Source organism: Corynebacterium sp. J010B-136 (assembly GCF_002967075.1).
Taxonomy (GTDB): Bacteria; Actinomycetota; Actinomycetes; order Mycobacteriales; family Mycobacteriaceae; genus Corynebacterium.
Genome location: NZ_PUGE01000001.1, coordinates 551227 through 565854, shown reverse-complemented (window position 1 = coordinate 565854; position 14628 = coordinate 551227). Strand labels below are relative to the sequence as shown.

Annotated in this window: 14 protein-coding genes; 10 read left to right on the top strand and 4 right to left on the bottom strand. The window is 53.8% G+C overall.

Features of this window, described 5'->3' with window-relative positions; translation table 11 throughout:
* Positions 1-114 precede the first annotated feature (114 nt).
* Positions 115-1827: a long-chain-fatty-acid--CoA ligase gene (locus tag C5Y44_RS02585; protein WP_105323508.1), complete on the bottom strand. Its 1713-nt coding sequence runs from the start codon at positions 1825-1827 to the stop codon at positions 115-117.
* A 238-nt stretch (positions 1828-2065) separates the two neighbouring features.
* On the bottom strand, positions 2066-3781 hold the full coding sequence (locus C5Y44_RS02580) for a long-chain-fatty-acid--CoA ligase (RefSeq protein WP_105323507.1): 1716 nt from the start codon (positions 3779-3781) through the stop codon (positions 2066-2068).
* A 321-nt stretch (positions 3782-4102) separates the two neighbouring features.
* On the opposite strand from C5Y44_RS02580, the gene mshA reads away from it, so the two are divergent.
* The 4 genes from mshA (at position 4103) to C5Y44_RS02560 (ending at position 8243) form a co-directional block, all read left to right on the top strand.
* Complete coding sequence (mshA, locus tag C5Y44_RS02575) at positions 4103-5371, top strand: D-inositol-3-phosphate glycosyltransferase (protein WP_105323506.1); 1269 nt, start codon at positions 4103-4105, stop codon at positions 5369-5371.
* Positions 5372-5460: 89 nt separating this feature from the next.
* Complete coding sequence (locus C5Y44_RS02570; RefSeq protein WP_105323670.1) at positions 5461-6207, top strand: phosphoglyceromutase; 747 nt, start codon at positions 5461-5463, stop codon at positions 6205-6207.
* A 93-nt stretch (positions 6208-6300) separates the two neighbouring features.
* Positions 6301-7554, top strand: a complete 1254-nt coding sequence (locus C5Y44_RS02565) for a cell wall metabolism sensor histidine kinase WalK (protein ID WP_105323505.1) — start codon at positions 6301-6303, stop codon at positions 7552-7554.
* A complete protein-coding gene (locus tag C5Y44_RS02560; protein ID WP_105323504.1) occupies positions 7551-8243 on the top strand; it encodes a response regulator transcription factor in 693 nt (230 codons plus the stop codon). The genes C5Y44_RS02565 and C5Y44_RS02560 overlap by 4 nt, the downstream gene beginning before the upstream one ends.
* Positions 8244-8284: 41 nt before the next feature.
* On the opposite strand, the gene C5Y44_RS02555 is transcribed toward C5Y44_RS02560, so the two are convergent.
* Entirely contained in the window at positions 8285-9217 is a 933-nt protein-coding gene (locus C5Y44_RS02555; protein ID WP_105323503.1) for a hypothetical protein, read from the bottom strand.
* Positions 9218-9251: 34 nt separating this feature from the next.
* Here C5Y44_RS02555 and C5Y44_RS02550 point away from each other — a divergent pair, with 34 nt between their 5' ends.
* From C5Y44_RS02550 to C5Y44_RS02530, 5 genes are all read left to right on the top strand, one after another.
* Positions 9252-10181 carry a Ppx/GppA phosphatase family protein gene (locus tag C5Y44_RS02550; protein ID WP_105323502.1) on the top strand — a complete coding sequence of 310 codons (930 nt, stop codon included), beginning with the start codon at positions 9252-9254 and terminating at the stop codon, positions 10179-10181.
* 4 nt (positions 10182-10185) lie between these two features.
* Complete coding sequence (locus tag C5Y44_RS02545) at positions 10186-11376, top strand: hypothetical protein (protein WP_105323501.1); 1191 nt, start codon at positions 10186-10188, stop codon at positions 11374-11376.
* A gap of 84 nt (positions 11377-11460) precedes the next feature.
* A complete protein-coding gene (gene proC, locus C5Y44_RS02540) occupies positions 11461-12258 on the top strand; it encodes a pyrroline-5-carboxylate reductase (protein WP_105323500.1) in 798 nt (265 codons plus the stop codon).
* A gap of 263 nt (positions 12259-12521) precedes the next feature.
* Positions 12522-12713: a helix-turn-helix domain-containing protein gene (locus C5Y44_RS02535; protein WP_006823560.1), complete on the top strand. Its 192-nt coding sequence runs from the start codon at positions 12522-12524 to the stop codon at positions 12711-12713.
* A 263-nt stretch (positions 12714-12976) separates the two neighbouring features.
* Positions 12977-13078, top strand: a complete 102-nt coding sequence (locus C5Y44_RS02530; RefSeq protein ID WP_003855542.1) for a 30S ribosomal protein bS22 — start codon at positions 12977-12979, stop codon at positions 13076-13078.
* Between the two features lie 119 nt (positions 13079-13197).
* Here the strand turns inward: C5Y44_RS02530 and C5Y44_RS02525 are convergent, their stop codons facing one another.
* A complete protein-coding gene (locus C5Y44_RS02525) occupies positions 13198-14259 on the bottom strand; it encodes an HAD-IB family hydrolase (RefSeq protein ID WP_105323499.1) in 1062 nt (353 codons plus the stop codon).
* Between the two features lie 131 nt (positions 14260-14390).
* Here C5Y44_RS02525 and C5Y44_RS02520 point away from each other — a divergent pair, with 131 nt between their 5' ends.
* Positions 14391-14606 (top strand): glutaredoxin family protein, encoded by a 216-nt coding sequence (locus C5Y44_RS02520; RefSeq protein WP_105323498.1) that lies wholly within the window; start codon positions 14391-14393, stop codon positions 14604-14606.
* Positions 14607-14628 lie beyond the last annotated feature (22 nt).

Genomic DNA, 14628 nt, shown 5'->3' with positions numbered 1-14628 from the left:
AAAGCTTAAAAGGCTAACCCGCCGTAAGGCGAAGAAGAGTGTGCTTCTTTTTAAGTTTAATGCACCACGGTCATATCGCCGGGGAGGACGACTTAATTACTTGGTAACAGGTAATTACTTATTTCCGAGCATTTTCAGAAGAGCTTGCTGGACTTCGCGGCGGCGAATCTTGCCCAGCTGGTCTTTCGCTAGTTCGTCGAAGTGGTAGAACGTGCGCGGCACCTTGTAACGGGTAAGGCGCTCCCGAGCGAATTCTTTCAGGCCTTCGGGATCGAGAGCAGAGCCATCGCGCAGCGTGACACACGCGACGACATCTTCAGAGCCGTCTTCACGCGGGCGACCAACAACGGCAATGCTTTCGATATCGCGGTGGTCGGACATGGCCTCTTCAACTTCGGCCGGGTAGACGTTGAAGCCACCTGTGATGATGATTTCTTTGATGCGGGCAACAAGACGCACAAAGCCATCTTCTTCCATCACGCCGGCATCGCCAGTACGGAACCAGTCACCGTGGAAAGTAGCGGCGGTTGCTTCAGGGTTGTTGAGGTAGCCCTTAAAGACCTGCGGGCCGCGAACTAGCAGCTCACCTTCTTGCCCATCCGGCATGAGTTCATCGAGGTTGTCTGGATTAACAATGCGTACCTCGGTATCGGGGAATGGGATACCGACATAGCCCGGACGGTGATTGCCATCCATCGGGTTAGCGCAGATAACAGGTGCGGTTTCCGTGAGACCATAACCTTCTACCAACAGCCCACCAGAGAAAGCCTCCCACCGTGCAACAGTGCGAACCGGCAGGGTAGCTGCGCCGGAAAACGAGTTAGCAATAGGGTGTTGGGTCTTGTCCATGCCCTTTTCCTCCGCCGCTGCCAAAATCTTGTCATAAAGCGTCGGCACACCTGGAGCCCATGTCGGAGTGTGCTTTTTAATGACATCCATGATTAAAGGAATCTGCGGGGCAGGCAGCAAAATGATCTCTGCGCCGACATAGACGCCTAGTGCGACCACGGTGGTCATGCCATAGACGTGGAAGAAGGGCAATGCTGCGAGGAAGCGTTCAGGCTTTTCACCAAGACCTGGAACCCAGGCTTTGCCCATGACGCAGTTAGCCAAAATATTGGCGTGCGAAATCATTGCGCCTTTCGGCGCACCGGTTGTACCCGAGGTGTAGAGAATCAGTGCGGTGTCATCGGCAGTTACTTCATTGTTTTCAAAGTCTTTGCCGTTTCCGCCAATGGCTGGGGAAATAAGGGTTGACCAGGGGACGGTATTGGGAGCATCGCCCGTAAGCGCATCACGCTTAGCAGTAATTGGTGGAATCGGGATGCTCAGAAGCAGCTGCATGCGCCGTGGCATAGCTTCAGTCATGTTGACGGAAATAATGGTTTCTAAGTCCGTGGTTGCGCGAATCTTTTCCAAGGTTGGGGCCGCTTTGTCCCAAGCAATAACCACGCGTGCACCGTGATCCTTGAACAGTCCTTCGAGCTCATGCGCGGTGTATAGCGGGTTGTGCTCAACCACGGTCGCGCCAAGCTTTTGAATAGCGAAGAAAGCCGCAAGGTGCTGTGGACAGTTAGGGAGCACGATGGCGACACGGTCGCCAGGGCGAATTCCGAAGGCCTTAAGTCCTGCGGCTGCTGCACGAACCTGTTGGTCAAGCTCTTTGTAGCTTTGGCCGCGCCCGAAAAAGTAGGTTGCAGGTTTATCTGCGTTGAGCTCCAAGTTGCGGTCATAGATGGACGCTAAAGTGTCATCGCCATATTCAAGTTCGTGGTCAGTCCAAGGGGCATAGAGTTTGGTCCAGGCCTTGGTTTCAGATGCTGACATGCGGGTCCTTCCAAATGTTCGGGCTCGCGGTGATGCGATTGTGTCCGGTCTTCGTTGTTTATCGACGCCGAAACAACAGTTGCATTTAGACGCCTAAATATTTTGCGCTCTATAATACAGTGCAAACATGACGGAAACCTCATATTTGGACGGTTTGTCGCAGGAAAGTTTCTATTTCTACCCCCAGGTACAGAAAAAATCCCACAGGGATTGCCCTGTGGGAAAATTGAAACAACTATTACTTGCTTTGCTTGTTTAGCCGGTCAATGAGGTCCTGTTGGACTTCGCGGCGGCGAATTTTACCCAGTTGGTCTTTGGCTAGTGCTTCGAAGTGGTAGAAGGTGCGTGGCACCTTGTAGCGGGTAAGAAGCTCCCGTGAAAATTCTTTGAGGCCTTCGGGGTCAAGTGCGGCGCCATCACGAAGCGTTACGCAAGCAACGACATCTTCGGAGCCATCTTCACGCGGGCGGCCGACTACGGCGGCTTCTTCCACGTCAGGGTGGGAGAGCAGGGCTTCTTCAACTTCAGCTGGGTAGACGTTGAAGCCGCCGGTGATGATGACTTCTTTCAAGCGCGCGACCAGGCGGATGAAACCGTCTTCTTCCATGACTCCTAGATCCCCGGTGCGGAACCATCCATTGTGGAAGGCTTGCTCGGTGGCCTCAGGGTTGTTGAGGTAGCCCTTGAAAACCTGGGGGCCGCGAGCGATGATTTCGCCTTCTTCGCCGTCAGGCATAACCTCATCAGGATTTTCTGGATTCACAATGCGAATTTCAGTGTCCGGGAAAGGAATGCCGACGTAGCCGGGGCGGCGGCTATCGGTCATCGGATTGCCAATAAGGATGGGGGAAGTTTCCGTAAGGCCAAAGCCTTCCACCAGGCGGCCTTGGGTGAGCTCTTCCCAATCTTCCACGGTAGATACAGGAAGGGATGCCGCGCCGGAGAAAGCGCTGCGAATGCCCTTAATGGCAATGCCTTTATCCTTGGCTGCTTCCACGATTCGGCTGTAGAGCGTGGGCACGCCTGGAACCCAGGTGGGCGTGCGCTTTTTCATGATGTCCATGATCAGCGGAATCTGCGGTGTTGGCAGAAGGACTAATTCGCCGCCGATGAACTGCGCAAGGGTCAGGTTCATGGTCAGGCCATAAGCGTGGAAGAACGGCAGGGCGGCGAGCATGCGCTCGTCCTGATCGCCGAGTCCTGGAACCCAGGCTTTGCCTTGTGCGATATTGGCGAAAAGTGAACCGTGGGTAAGCTCAGCGCCTTTGGGATTGCCGGTGGTACCGGAGGTGTACATCACCACGGCAGTGGTATCTGGCGTAACTGATGGTTCGGATTCAATATCGCTGCCGTCGCCACCAATAGCATTGCCAATAAGGGTGTCCCACGGAACGGAGTTGCGAGCTTCGCCGGTGAGCTGGTCGCGCTTTGCTTTCAGAGGCGGGATTGGAATACGCAGGGCGATCTGCTGCAAGGTAGGCATCGCGTCAATCATGTTGACGGAAATAACCGTTTCCAAATCAGTGGTGCCGCGCAGTTTTTCCAGCGTAGGAGCTGCCTTATCCCAGGAGATCGCGATGCGCGCGCCGTGGTCCTGGAACAGCCCCTCTAATTCGTGCGCGGTATACAAAGGGTTGTGCTCAACTACCGATGCTCCCAGCTTCAGCACCGCATAAAATGCCGCTACGTGCTGCGGGCAGTTCGGCAATACCATCGCGACGCGGTCGCCGGGACGCACGCCGAAAGCTTTAAGTCCGGCGGCCGCGCGGCGAACTTGGCGGTCAAGATCGATATAAGACTGGCTGCGGCCAAAGAAGCTTAAGGCGGACTTGTGGCCGTTGATAGCCAGGTTATTGTCATAGACGTCCAGCAGGGTGGTGTCGCCATAGTCTAGGGAATGGGGAGTCCATTCGGGGTAGTGCGAAAGCCAGGTCTTATTTTCTGAAGCAGACATTTCATCCTTCTAATCTCATTGAGAAATCAAAGTATTGAGCAGCGCAGCATGGACAGGGAGGCACTATCTGTCTCTCACCATACCGTTGGTTACGTAAGTGTTTATTTGCTCCAGTGTAGCTATATAAACCTGAGGATTTACTCAGCAACGAAGGTAAAATAGATCACGGATAAAACTATTTCTCGATTAAATCAAGTTTAGATTCATAGATACATAGCGCAGGCTGGCAGTGATTCAGGCATCAAGGCAGGTGTGGTTTAGCGGTTGTGGTTTCTGTTATTCAATGTGTGCCCAACCGGGTGAAAGTCTAGGATATTCGGTATGAGAGTCGCCATGATTTCAATGCATACCTCGCCCATTGCGCAGCCGGGTTCGGGCGATGCCGGCGGGATGAACGTCTACGTGCTGTCGATTGCGACGCAGCTCGCACGCAAGGGCGTAGACGTGGATATTTTTACGCGTGCGACCCGCCCGAGTCAGGGGGAGATTGTAGAAATTGAGCCGCACCTACGTGTGATTAATATTGTGGCTGGTCCATATGAGGGCTTAAGCAAAGAGGAATTGCCAACGCAGCTCGCCGCATTTTCTGGCGGCATGGTGCAGTTTATTAAGTGCAATAACTTGTACTACGACCTTATTCACTCGCACTATTGGCTTTCAGGCCAAGTGGGCTGGTTGCTGCGGGATTTGTGGGGCATTCCTTTGATTCATACCGCGCACACTTTGGCGGCGGTGAAAAATGCCTACCGCGCGGCTGATGATTCGCCTGAATCAGAGGCCCGCCGTATTTGTGAACAGCAATTATCGGATAACGCGGACGTCTTGGTGGTCAATACTGAGGATGAGAAAAATGAGCTCATCGCGCATTATGATGCCAATGATTGTCATATCTCCGTGATTACTCCGGGTGCTGATACTGAGCTCTTTACCCCAGGAACAGATCGCAACACTGAGCGCAGTCGCCGTGAGCTGGGTATTCCATTGCACACCAAAGTGGTGGCTTTCGTTGGACGCTTGCAGAAGTTCAAGGGCCCTGAGGTTTTGATCCGCGCGACCGCCGAGTTATTTAAGCGAGATCCACAGAGGAATTTGCGTGTGGTTATCTGCGGCGGAGCATCGGGTGAGACTTCGAATGTGCAAAATTATCACGATTTAGCGCGTGAGCTGGGTGTTGCACACCGCATTCGTTTCTTGGATGCGCGTCCCCCACAGGAGCTAGTCGCGGTGTACCAGGCAGCCGATATCGTGGCGGTTCCTAGTTATAACGAGTCTTTTGGGCTGGTGGCAATGGAGGCGCAGGCAACCGGCACCCCAGTGGTCGCAGCGCGCGTTGGTGGGTTGCCGATTGCAGTGGAACACGATGTCACGGGCTTGCTTATCGATGGACACGAGCCCGCGCAGTGGGCAGATGCCTTGGCGCAATTGATTGACGATGATGAGCGGCGCATCCACATGGGTGAGCAGGCCGTGGAACATGCTGCGAAATTTAGCTGGGCTGCTTCCGCACAAGAGCTTTTAAAGGTGTACGAAGAAGCAACCAAAATAGACATGTCCGAATGTCACGGACCGCGCCAGGCCGCAGGTATTTAAGCCCAAGTGGTCTCTTGGTCGAAAATTCGCTACCCAGATCACAGAAATAATTAGCCCCTTAAGGCCTATTTCGTGGCATGCTTGATGGCATGACTAACGGAAAGCTAATTCTTTTACGCCATGGCCAGTCCACCTGGAATGAATCCAACCAGTTCACTGGCTGGGTAGATGTAGATCTGACCGAAAAGGGCGAGGCTGAGGCAAAGCGTGGCGGTGAGATGTTGGTAGAGCACAACATCTTGCCTTCTGTTGTGTACACATCCTTGTTGCGTCGTGCGATCCGCACGGCGAATATTGCGCTTAACAAAGCAGATCGCCACTGGATTCCAGTCATTCGTGACTGGCGCTTAAACGAGCGTCACTACGGTGCGCTGCAGGGCTTGAACAAGGCTGAGACCAAGGATAAGTACGGCGATGAGCAGTTCATGGAGTGGCGTCGTTCCTACGGCACCCCACCACCAGAGCTTGCGGATGACGCTGAGTACTCCCAGTCCGAAGATGCCCGTTACGCAAACCTGGACACCGTTCCTCGTACGGAGTGCTTGAAGGATGTCGTGGAGCGTTTCATTCCGTACTTCAAGGAAGAAATCCTGCCACGCGCACAGCGCGGTGAGACTGTTTTGATTGCAGCGCACGGTAACTCCCTGCGCGCATTGGTGAAGTACTTGGACGATATCTCTGATGAGGATATTGCAGGTCTGAATATTCCAACCGGTATTCCACTGGTCTACGAAATCACCGAATCGGGCGAGGTTGTAAACCCAGGTGGTACCTACCTTGATCCAGAAGCGGCAGCAGCTGGTGCGGCAGCAGTAGCAGCCCAAGGCGGCAAGTAAGAAAAGAGTCAGCTGGCACAAAGACCCCAGGGAGAGCATAATTTCCCTGGGGTGCTTTCACGTTAGACCCAAGTTTAAAACACAAGGAGATCAGTGGCCGTAGTCATTGCATTTATCGCAGGCGTTATCGTCTGCCTTGCCGCAATGCCAGTTTCGCGTTTTATCCAGCGTCGGATTTTAAGCTCACGGCAAACCAGTTCGATTGAGGCCAACCAGGTCACAACCGTCAGCCAGGTTTTGCATCTAGCTATCCAAGGCGCACCCACTGGGGTAACGGTGGTGGATCAAAGCGGCGATGTCATTTTGTCTAATACCGCTGCGCATGAAATGACGATTGTGCACGACCGCAGCATCAATCCGGAACTGTGGCGCGTGGCCGAAAAAGTCTTTGATGATAAAGAAGAGCGCACCATCGATCACTCCGTGTCGAAGCGTCGCACGGGCAACCGCGTGCTGCAGATCCGTGCGCTGGTGAAGCCTTTAACGCTTATCGATGACCGCTTTGTCATCATCTTTGCCACCGATGAATCCGAATCCACCCGCATGGAATCAGCGCGCCGGGACTTTGTTGCCAATGTTTCCCATGAGCTAAAAACGCCCGTTGGCGGTATCGCGCTGCTGGCTGAGGCGCTGTTGGATTCCCCAGATGATCCAGAGCATGTGGAGTATTTCGGTTCCCGGGTACAAAAAGAGGCCTACCGCATGGCCGATATGGTCAATGAGTTGATCGCGCTGTCGAAATTGCAGGGTGCGGAGGCTCTACCTGAGCTGGAACCAGTGTCTGTGGATGCGGTGATTAATGAAGCCATCGTGCGTAATCAGCTCACGGCCGAAGCACATGAAATCCAAATCACGCGCGGAGTCAGCGTAGGCGCTTTTGTTAAAGGCGATAAGGCTTTGTTGGTGACAGCGGTATCCAACCTAATTTCTAACGCCGTGCATTATTCGCCTGAGGCCATGCCGGTGTCGATCTCGCAAAAGCGCGTCAATGATGATGTCGTGGCAATTCGCGTCACGGACCGCGGAATCGGTATTGACACTGAAGACCAAGCGCGCGTTTTTGAGCGCTTTTTCCGTGTTGATAAAGCCCGATCGCGGCAAACCGGAGGTACTGGCCTAGGATTAGCAATTGTAAAACATGTTGTGGCCAATCACGGAGGAAACATCAAGTTGTGGTCTCGTCTTGGCACCGGCTCAACCTTTACAATTGAACTTCCTATTTATCACGAGCCCGAACCGGAAAAGATTCCAGCGGTGACCGATAATGAACATGAGAAGACTCCGAAGGCTGACCTGCATTCCGCAGTTGCCCGGGCAGCTTCTCGTCGAAAGGATAAAACCTCATGACGACCATTCTCATCGTTGAAGACGAGGAATCGTTGGCGGATCCGCTGGCATTCCTGCTTCGAAAAGAGGGGTTTGAACCAATCGTTGCGCACGACGGGAAAACCGCATTAGCGGAATTTGAACGCCACGATGTGGACATCGTATTACTTGATTTGATGCTGCCTGGTATGTCTGGCACGGATGTGTGTAAGCAATTGCGCGCGACATCTTCCGTACCAGTCATCATGGTCACTGCACGTGATTCAGAAATCGACAAAGTTGTTGGCCTGGAACTTGGTGCCGATGACTATGTCACCAAGCCTTATTCTTCTCGTGAACTTATTGCACGTATCCGCGCTGTTCTGCGCCGCGGCGGAGACGTTGTGGAAGTAGAAGAAGAATTTGAAGAGCAGGTTCTCGAAGGCGGCCGGGTGCGTATGGACGTGGAGCGCCACATCGTTTCCGTCGACGGTGAACCTATTTCGATGCCTCTAAAAGAATTCGACCTGCTTGAATACTTGCTGCGCAACGCTGGACGCGTGCTGACTCGCGGTCAGCTCATTGACCGTATTTGGGGCGCTGACTATGTCGGAGATACCAAGACTCTCGACGTACACGTCAAGCGCCTGCGCTCCAAGATTGAGCAAGAGCCATCTCGCCCTCAGCACCTGGTGACGGTACGAGGCTTGGGATACAAGTACGAGGCTTAAATCGTCACCTATCTTGGCAGCAGGGCCGGCTTGGTAGTTTTCTACCAGCCGGCCTTTGTGCTTGCTGGGTGCAAGGGAAGTTTAATGTTTGCGGCCTTGGCTGCATCGCGAAGTTGTGCGCGCTGCTGGCAATGTGCAGCTAGAAGTTCATAAGCCTTTTTGCCCATTAGCGCGGTCAGCTCAGAGACGTGGGAGCGCCACATGGGTTCGGGGGAGTTGTGGCAGGCGGAATCTGTGGTGCAGTACCAGTCAAAATCTTCGCCGCCATTGCCCCAGCCGCGGCGGTCGTATTCGCCCAAAGTGGTGCGCAGGATTTCTTGGCCATCGGTACGCTCTTCCCATTCCTCATGCCGGCGGATAGGAAGTTGCCAACAAACCTCAGGCTTTACAACCGTAAGTTCTTGGTCTTCTGCCATTGCCCACTGGTGCAGTGCGCAGCCGGCGCCGGTGGCCCAGCCCGCGCGGTTGGCAAAGATGCAGGCGCCATCTAAAACTTTAGTTTTCAATGCTGGCTCGGGTTCGACGTCATCGCCATCGAGTTCATCCCATACGAGCCATGGCTCAATTTGGAGGGGATCTTCGGCCGATAGGAAGGCGTCTGTGTCAGCTGGGCGATTTTGCCAATATTTGGTAGGCATCTGCGCCACAGCATCGTAGAGCTGATCCCGGTCGGTTTCATCGGCCATGAAAGCGCCGTGCCCACAGCAACCCACATCGGGGTTTTCGGAGTCGATACCGAAGCATCGCTCAGTACCGAACTGGCACGTGTAATGAGACTCTAACCAGGTTAAATCCACGCTAAAGACGTGGAACTCATCTTCCGGGTCGGTGAACTCAAACCATTCCCGTGGAAAGTCCGGCGCTAACTCGCGGCCTGCGCGGATGGATGCGGCCGCCGGAGAAAATTCGGGGAAACCTAGGTGAACGGTTTTCGACGATGGTTGATACTGCTGTAAAAAATCCGGGCGATTCACACTTACCAACGGTAGACCTACTACGCTTAGGGGTGTGCGATTAGGTGTATTAGATGTCGGAAGCAATACTGTCCATCTCGTGGCAGTCAACGCCACCGTTGGCGGTCGCCCGACCCCGATGAGTGACTGGAAGACTCCGTTGCGCCTTGTGGAGCAATTGGACGAAGACGGGAACATTCACGCCAAGGGCGTCAAAAGGCTTATCTCCGCGGTCAAAGAAGCGTCTGAGCTGGGCAAAAAGCTGGACTGTGATGAGTTCATTGCCTTTGCTACCTCCGCTGTGCGTTCTGCGCCGAATTCCGATGAGGTGTTGGCCTTAGTTGAGAAAGAAACAGGCGTCCATCTAGAGATTTTGTCCGGTGAGGAAGAAGCGCGCCTGACTTTCTTGGCGGTGCGTCGTTGGTATGGCTGGTCAGCCGGTCGTATTACCAACATCGATATCGGCGGTGGCTCGCTTGAGCTATCTACAGGTTCAGACGAAGAGCCAGAGATGGCATTTTCCTTGGACCTGGGTGCCGGGCGTTTGACACATAACTGGTTCGATACTGACCCACCTGCCAAAAAAGATGTGCAGGCGCTGCGTGATTACATCGATGCTGAGCTCGAGGATGCAGCAAAGCACATGAAGACTCTAGGTCCAGCCCGTTTGGCGGTTGGTACCTCGAAGACTTTGCGCTCCTTGTCACGCTTGACGGGTTCGGCGCCTTCTTCAGCTGGTCCGTTCGTCCAGAGAACGTTGACGGCTGCCGGTTTGCGTCAGCTGATAAACTTTATTTCTCGTATGACTGCGGCAGACCGTGCCGATCTGGAGGGCGTAAGTTCCGACAGGTCGCACCAAATCGTTGCTGGTGCCCTGGTGGCTGAAGCATCGATGCGTGCATTGGGCCTAGAAAAGTTAGAAATCTGCCCGTGGGCACTGCGAGAAGGCGTAATTTTGCGCCGGACTGACAAGGGACTGGATTAAGAACATGGCTGAGGATAAGCAATTAACAGTTGCCGAACTGCTTGCTCGAAGCTCGAAAGAGCGGGAGCGCCGCGGCAGTACGGGTGCCTCTGAACAGGGAACTGACGGCAAGGAAGCGCCTCGCCGTCGACGTCGCCGCAGCTTAGATGAGGGCGGTATCTCAGTTGCGGAGCTCACCGGATCAATCAAGCGCGTGCAGTCGGAGCCAGCACGTTCCCGTCACTCTGAAACAGACACCTCCGCTGCCGCCGCAGCTTCAGCAGCTCAAGCAGCGAAAAAACCCACGCAACCATCGACATCGAACGCCCCAGCGGATTCTGACACTTCCAAGTCTGCAGATGCCAAGCCTGCAGGTGCCAAGTCGGCTGACTCTAAATCTGCTGATGTCCCGGCAGCTTCCGCAAAGGCTGCTCCTGCTGAGCCAGCTTCTGCAGCTAAGTCCACCACCGCTAAAACCGAAGCCGCTCGACCTGAGAGCGCTAAGCCTGAGGACGCTAAGCCTGAGTCAAAGACTCCTGCTGCCAATGCGGCGAAGCCTAGTGACAAAGCAGATGCGAAGGCAGCAGATACTTCTGTGGCCAAGGAAGCTCCTGCAGCAGCTAAGCCACAGGCTGCGAGTGAGGTTGAAACTGAAAAGAAGGCTGATACTCCGAGCAATGATGACACCACCGTCATCAGCAAGGTAGAAGCAGATTCTTCGAAGGCTGAGACCCAAAAGCCTGAGGCGCAAAAGACCGCAGCAAAGCAGGCAGTAGCGAAGGCCGACGAGACCACCGTGATGCCAGTGCAAACTGCAGCGGCTAAGCCGGTTGCTTCTGCAGATGCGCCACAAGTGGAAGATGCTGCAACTGGTGAAATCCCAGTGGTGCCTGCAGACTCACACGGTGATGCTGCAGTGGCACAGCGTGAAGACGAAGATTTTGAGGATGAAGAAGACGGCAAGCTAAGCGCAGTAGCCATCGTGGTGCTCGCGTTGATCGGGATTATCCTCGGCGCAATCGTCTTCAAGGGATTTGAAGTCCTGTGGGGACGCTTTGACCGCATTATCGTTTCCATTCTCGCGCTCGTTGTTACCGGTGCAATGGTCGGTATCGTCCACGCACTGCGCACCGCGCGCGATTCTGTCTCCATGACCTTGGCCGCTGTTGTCGGCTTGGTTCTTACCTTTGGCCCGCTGCTGATTATTATTCTCTAAAGACTTATCTCGGGCAGTTTTAAAAAGCCGGTTACTACCAAATGGTGGTGGCCGGCTTTGTCAATATCTGGCACGCTAGATCGCATGACAAAAATTGCAGTAATCGGCGGTGGCCAAATCGGTGAAGCTTTAACCGGTGGGCTCATCGCATCAGGATTTGATGGACAAGACATTGTAGTAACCAACCGTCGCGCGGAACGCCGGGAAGAGTTTGAAGAAACCTACAAGGTAAAAACCACGGACGATAACCATGAAGCGGTGAAAGGCGCTGATGTTGTCTTCGTGTGCGTAAAGCCTTATGCGATCGTGGAGATGTTCGCTGAAATCAACGACAGCCTCGCAGAGAACGCGGTGGTTGTTTCCATGGCTGCAGCAATTACCCTCGATAAGCTTGAGGGTGCAGTGGGGCCAAAGGTTCCAGTGGTGCGTTCGATGCCAAATACGCCGATGCTGGTGCGAAATGGCATGAATATCGTCGTGCCCGGACAAAACGTCACCAGCGAGCAGCTAGACACCGTTAAAGAGCTCCTATCGACGGTGGGCAAGGTCTTGGAAGTTACTGAAGACAAAATGGACGTGGCTGCCGCGTTGGCTGGCTCGGGCCCGGCCTACTACTTCCTCGTGACCGAAGCGCTTATCGATGCCGGCGTGAACCTGGGTCTGACTCGTCAACAGGCATCAGAATTGGCTAATTCGACCGCAGCTGGTGCTGGTCAACTGTTGGTGGAGTCAGAGCAAAACGCCAGCAGTCTGCGCTACGGAGTCTCTTCTCCTGGCGGCACGACAGTCGCGGCATTGCGTGAACTTGAAGAATCAGGCATCCGCGGTGCCTTCTACCGCGCTATCGACAAGTGCGTTGAACGTACCCGCTCGATGAACTAGAAGACTTGCCGGACGGGCGTTTTGTAAACAATGTGACAAATCTGACTCAAGTGTTCTGAGAGCTTCATGGTTCCCCAGTTATGCGCAGGGTAAATAACCTACGTGTGATACCCACGGGGGTAAAATAAATAGTTGTGACAGGAAATTTTTGCACTTGAGTCGCATTAGTCACATGTTTCACGTTAGGCTGGTTCCAGCACGAGCGTGATCATCCTGTGGGAGGGGAAGCCTACAGCGCGTTTCGGGCTGAAAGGTATTGAATTATGGCTAATGAAGATAAAGGAACCTTTCTCACTGTCGCAGAGGTCGCGGATATCATGCGCGTCTCGAAGATGACTGTGTACCGATTGGTTCACGCAGGTGACCTGCCAGCTGTTCGCGTGGGACGTTCTTTCCGCGTTAACGACAAGGCAGTTCAGGATTACTTGAATAACTCCGTCTACGACGTTGGATAATCCTTCCTGCACAAGCTCTCGCAGCGCCCTCCTCTTTGTGTCTCACTTGTTGTGGACAGAAGGTGGAGGGCGCTGTTGTATGCCCATGGAAGTGTCTAAACAAGGGGCGTTTTGGTTAGCTGGTACTTCGATCAGTAGAATGGTTGGCATTCGTGTCAGCGCCCGCGCGCCGATTCTGGCTGCGGCCTGCTAAAGAGTGCACCTTGAGCGGGCAAGGAGCTGACAGGTTTAGTACGTACTAAAAGTTCGAAAGGAAACCTCCTATGGGTTCAGTTATTAAGAAGCGTCGTAAGCGCATGTCCAAGAAGAAGCACCGCAAGATGCTTCGTCGCACCCGCGTGCAGCGTCGTAAGTTGGGCAAGTAAATCTTGCTAGCAAAAGGCTCTGAGTCTCCACTTCGGTGGGAACTCAGAGCCTTTTTCGTGAAATGCCGCGTATTAATTGATACCGGCTGCAGGTGGTGGGTGTACGCGCCCCACTAGGGTTATTGCCCCTTACTACCGCGCTTGAGTAAGAAGCGCCAGCTACCAAAAGAGAAAGCCGCGGTGATAAGAGCTGGGAGGCCATAGGCGCGAATAGCGCGGCGCACCGAACGGTAATCGCGGATGAGCCAATCTCTATCTTCGGCAATATCGCGTAATTTCCGGTCGGGGTTAATAGCAACGGCGGTGCCGACCATGGATAGCATCGGCACGTCATTGGCGGAATCAGAATAGGCAGTACAACGGGAAAGATCGAGCTTTTCGATGGTTGCCAGTGCCGCCACCGCATGACGTTTACCAGGCCCGTGCAAAATATCGCCCACTAACTTGCCGGTGAATTTGCCGTCTTTGACCTCAGCTACGGTGCCGAGCGCGCCGGTAAAACCAAAGCGATGCGCGAGAATCTGTGCCAGCTGCACCGGCGTTGCGGTCACCAGCCAGACCTGCTGGCCAGCATCGAGATGCATCTGCGCTAATTCGCGGGTGCCAGGGTATGCACGCCTAGCCATCGAGTCATCGACGATTTCTTCACACAAGGCCACCATGTCTTCTACCGAGCGGCCTTTGAAAAAATCCAGGGCCAATTCGCGGCCTTTATCCACATCTTGGGCATTTTCTTTGCCGGAGATACGGAATTTCAGCTGCTTCCACGCAATAGTTCTGATTTGTTTGAAGGTTAAAAACCTTTTGCGCGCAAGCCCAAGACCAAAAGAAATCAGCGAGGAACCCTGAATCAGAGTGTTATCAACATCGAAAAAGGCTGCGGTGCCGCTATCGATAGGAATATCGGGATCTGCGGCGGTGATGTGTTTGGCACCAGCGGCATCAAAAGAGCCGGAAACAGAGTCAACACCTTTGGCATAAGAATCTAAATCGAGGTCATAGACCTCATTAATAGCAGCGGCAGCGGCTGCTTCACCAGCTTCACGCTGCGCTTCATCATCAATCGGCGGCAGGTAGGTATTTTCTAGGAAATTACGCAGGTTGCCGCGGCTAGCGGTCCAGTTGGCTAAGAAATCGCGAGGAGAATCTGGAAAGCCGGGAGGGGTAGGGTGAGATGTCATCGCGTTCCTGGGGAAGAAGTTAAAACTTAATTTCAGTAATGTTTCTATAGTAATGGTTTTCAGCCCACCCGTCTTGTTGAAGGTAGCAAGCGGAGAATTTAAGGAGGAGCGTTATCCATACCGTCGAATTGATGGTTCGCACCACCTGCGGATCGTGCAAGCGTGTTCATGAGCAAATCACACCAGTTGTTGCTGTAGCAGGTGCTGAATTAGTGGTGCGTAATGTTGACCACGATCCGGAGCTCGCGGCGGAATACGGTGACCGTGTACCGGTTGTAGTAGTTGATGGTGAAGAATTTAGCGCCTGGGAAGTCGACAACGAAGAATTAGCTGCTGAGCTTTCTTAAAACACGTGCGCATAGGCTGCAG

Excerpts from the sequence above, each read along its gene's own strand:
- C5Y44_RS02545 (WP_105323501.1), top strand. The coding sequence starts at position 10,186 with ATGGCTGAGGATAAGCAATTAACAGTTGCCGAACTGCTTGCTCGAAGC.
- C5Y44_RS02530 (WP_003855542.1), top strand. The coding sequence starts at position 12,977 with ATGGGTTCAGTTATTAAGAAGCGTCGTAAGCGCATGTCCAAGAAGAAG.
- C5Y44_RS02520 (WP_105323498.1), top strand. The coding sequence starts at position 14,391 with ATGGTTCGCACCACCTGCGGATCGTGCAAGCGTGTTCATGAGCAAATC.
- C5Y44_RS02570 (WP_105323670.1), top strand. The coding sequence starts at position 5,461 with ATGACTAACGGAAAGCTAATTCTTTTACGCCATGGCCAGTCCACCTGG.
- C5Y44_RS02525 (WP_105323499.1), bottom strand. The coding sequence starts at position 14,259 with ATGACATCTCACCCTACCCCTCCCGGCTTTCCAGATTCTCCTCGCGAT.
- mshA (WP_105323506.1), top strand. The coding sequence starts at position 4,103 with ATGAGAGTCGCCATGATTTCAATGCATACCTCGCCCATTGCGCAGCCG.
- C5Y44_RS02585 (WP_105323508.1), bottom strand. The coding sequence starts at position 1,827 with ATGTCAGCATCTGAAACCAAGGCCTGGACCAAACTCTATGCCCCTTGG.
- C5Y44_RS02580 (WP_105323507.1), bottom strand. The coding sequence starts at position 3,781 with ATGTCTGCTTCAGAAAATAAGACCTGGCTTTCGCACTACCCCGAATGG.
- C5Y44_RS02535 (WP_006823560.1), top strand. The coding sequence starts at position 12,522 with ATGGCTAATGAAGATAAAGGAACCTTTCTCACTGTCGCAGAGGTCGCG.
- proC (WP_105323500.1), top strand. The coding sequence starts at position 11,461 with ATGACAAAAATTGCAGTAATCGGCGGTGGCCAAATCGGTGAAGCTTTA.
- C5Y44_RS02560 (WP_105323504.1), top strand. The coding sequence starts at position 7,551 with ATGACGACCATTCTCATCGTTGAAGACGAGGAATCGTTGGCGGATCCG.